The sequence below is a fragment of the Actinomadura sp. NPDC000600 genome (assembly GCF_040492135.1).
Classification (GTDB): Bacteria; Actinomycetota; Actinomycetes; order Streptosporangiales; family Streptosporangiaceae; genus Spirillospora.
Genome location: NZ_JBEUPD010000152.1, coordinates 1 through 1,038, shown reverse-complemented (window position 1 = coordinate 1,038; position 1,038 = coordinate 1). Strand labels below are relative to the sequence as shown.

General features: G+C 37.0%; 1 protein-coding gene. It reads left to right on the top strand.

Features of this window, described 5'->3' with window-relative positions; genetic code table 11:
* Nucleotides 1–1,038: tape measure protein (locus tag ABWI07_RS44425; RefSeq protein ID WP_353822246.1), on the top strand; the 1,038-nt coding region annotated here is incomplete at both ends.

Sequence of the window (1,038 nt, the reverse complement as noted above, 5' to 3'; positions counted from 1 at the left end):
ACAGCAACCGCTCTTAACGATGCTTTTCTATCTTCTGGCGCAAGTGCTGCAGATGCAAGCCGAGGAGTTCAGCAATATAGTCAAATGTTATCTAGTGGTAAAGTTGATTTAATGTCATGGCGAACACTTCAAGAAACTATGCCTTATGCCTTAACACAGGTTGCTAAATCATTTGGTCTCACGGGTAAAAGTGCTGAACGTGATTTGTACGCCAAGCTTCAGTCTGGTGACATTACCATGGAACAATTGAATAAGCGATTTGTAGAGTTAGATGGTGGGGCGAATGGATTTGCGAAAACTGCAAGAACGGCAACTGGCGGTATTGGTACATCTTTTACTAATATGAAAAACGCTGTGGTAAACGGAATAACTGGAGTACTGCAAACGATTGATACCGCCTTACAAAATAATGGATTTAAAAATGGTATTGCGACAGTTTTCGATGGCATGAAGCAATCTATAATTGATACTTTTAAAAATATTAATTCTGTTTTATCTAAAGTACTCCCACCTATTATAACTGCTTTTGTTCAACTAGGAAATATTTTAAAGCCTTTCACTCCTTTACTAAAAGGATTAGGTGGAGGTTTTACAACTTTAATAGCTATCGTTGGCGGAATGCTTATTTTTCAAAAAGTTGCTGGCGCTGTAAAAGCTCTGTTTGCTGCATTAACCGCAAATCCTTATGTTTTAGCAATAGCTGGAATTGTTGCCTTGGTTTTAGCAATCAAAAATCTTTGGGACACTAATAAAGGTTTTAGAGATGCAGTCATTCAAATTTGGCAGTCTATTTCTGACTTTTTACAACCAGTTATTGAATTTATTTCTGGTATCATAACGAATACATTTACTCAAGTTTCTCAATGGTTTAATGAAAACCAGCAAGGAATACAGAACTTAATTCAAACAGTATGGGGAGTCATCCAAGGTGTATTTGAAGTCGCAATGATCGCAATTCAAGCAGTTGTTTCTTTAGTATTAGGACAAATGCAAGCTGGTTGGGAAATTTGGAGCAATGTTATTTCAGGGATTGTACAG